This is a genomic window from Treponema sp. R6D11 (assembly GCF_054786075.1).
Genome location: NZ_BDHD01000293.1, coordinates 1 through 1,691 on the forward strand (window position 1 = coordinate 1; position 1,691 = coordinate 1,691).

Genomic DNA, 1,691 nt, shown 5'->3' on the forward strand with positions numbered 1-1,691 from the left:
TGCTTTTCAACTTAAAGATGATATATTAGATAATGATGGATTTTTGGCTTTGATTGAGAAGGATAAAGCAGAAGAACTATTAGAAGATTTAACTGAAGAAGCGAAGTTTGCTATACATGAGTTTAAGGAAGATTCGTATTTTTTGCAGGATTTGGCGAACTGGCTGGTTAAGAGAGAAGAATAATGGATAGGGTTATTTTGCATATAGATTGCAATTCGTTTTTTGCGAGTTGTGAGGAAGTTTTGAATCCGGAGCTTAAAAAAGTTCCTATGTCTGTGGTGGGCGATCCGACTAAGCGACATGGTATTATTTTAGCGAGCAATCAGCTGGCGAAAAAATTTGGGGTAAAAACAGCGGAGACAATCTGGCAGGCAAAACAAAAATGCCCGATTTTAGTTTGTGTTTCACCGCATCACAACTTATATAAAGAGTATTCAAAAAAATGCAATGAGATTTATTATAGGTATACAGATTTGGTTGAACCGTTTGGGATTGATGAAAGTTGGCTTGATGTGACGGGGTCGCTGCATTTGTTTGGATCTGGCGAGGAAATTGCAAACGAAATACGAGAGGCTGTTAAGAGAGAGTTAGGAATAACAGTTTCGGTTGGCGTTTCGTTTAATAAAGTTTTTGCCAAGCTTGGAAGTGATTATAAAAAGCCGGATGCTGTTACTCTTATTTCTCGAGAGACGGGCAAAAAAATTGTTTGGAATTTGCCGGCGGAGGATATGCTTTTGGTAGGCAAGAAAACTAAACCGGTTTTGGATAGGCTTGGGATTTATACTATTGGCGATATTGCGCGAGCTGATAAGGATGTGCTTGTAAAACATTTGGGGCAGCTTGGCGAGACGATTTGGCTTTATTCGAACGGTAAAGATGAATCGCCTGTTAATCCGGATCGAGGGAAGGAAAAATCGGTTGGGAATGGCACGACATTTGAAAAAGATATTGATAGTTTAGATGAGCTTAAGCCTAGGGTTATGAAACTTTGTGAGAGCATTGGTTGGAGGTGTAGGCGCAAAGGGAGAATGGCGACGGTTTTACAAGTTGCAATAAAAGACCCGAAATTTAAAAAAATTCAACGGCAGAAAAAACTTGATAAGCCGACGAATTTAACTATTGATTTTTATAATATTGCGATCGAATTGATAACGGAAAATTGGAAAGAAGGGGCCCCGATTAGGAGCGTTACGGTTACCGCTAGTTCGCTTGTTGATTGCGGGGAAGGAGTGCAGGCTAGTTTGTTTGATGATGAAGCGGATGAGAAAAACGCGAGGCTTCAAAAGACGGTTGATGAGCTTAATGAAAAGTATGGATATGGCAGCGTGCGAATCGGAGAATAAAAAAACCTAGGCAAGCCTAGGTTTTTATGCGTTTATTGTTTCAGAATGATGTTTTGTTTTGTGTTTGTGTCCGCTTCCGTGTGAGTCTTGGAAGAATTTTTTTGTTATAGGTGGGGGGGTGGAAGGCAGCTGATCAGACGCTAGGTTTTTGGTTGGCACAATTATTTCCGCGGTCTTTGGAGGGACATATTTTTTTGCAGATAGGTCGATCTGGAATGTGCCAGATGTGCCGACATATTCTTCTTTGCTGTTCGTTTCTAATACGCGGAGAGTATAGACTTTGGTTCTATTTTTAAGATTGTTATCCCAGTTGAAATTATAAGTGTATTGGGTTTTATCGCTAGACC

Annotated in this window: 3 protein-coding genes; 2 read left to right on the forward strand and 1 reads right to left on the reverse strand. The window is 40.0% G+C overall.

Translation table 11 applies throughout. From position 1 onward, the window contains the following. Both ACYVTD_RS12435 and dinB read left to right on the forward strand, forming a co-directional pair. On the forward strand, positions 1-184 hold a 184-nt coding region (locus ACYVTD_RS12435), incomplete at its 5' end, for a hypothetical protein (RefSeq protein ID WP_461248072.1). Continuing rightward, positions 184-1,344, forward strand: coding sequence for a DNA polymerase IV (gene dinB, locus ACYVTD_RS12440; protein WP_461248073.1), 1,161 nt, complete (start codon positions 184-186; stop codon positions 1,342-1,344). The genes ACYVTD_RS12435 and dinB, both read left to right, overlap by 1 nt. Before the next feature lie 24 nt (positions 1,345-1,368). Here the strand turns inward: dinB and ACYVTD_RS12445 are convergent. Beyond that, a partial coding sequence (locus ACYVTD_RS12445; protein WP_461248074.1) for a hypothetical protein occupies positions 1,369-1,691 on the reverse strand: 323 nt, incomplete at its 5' end.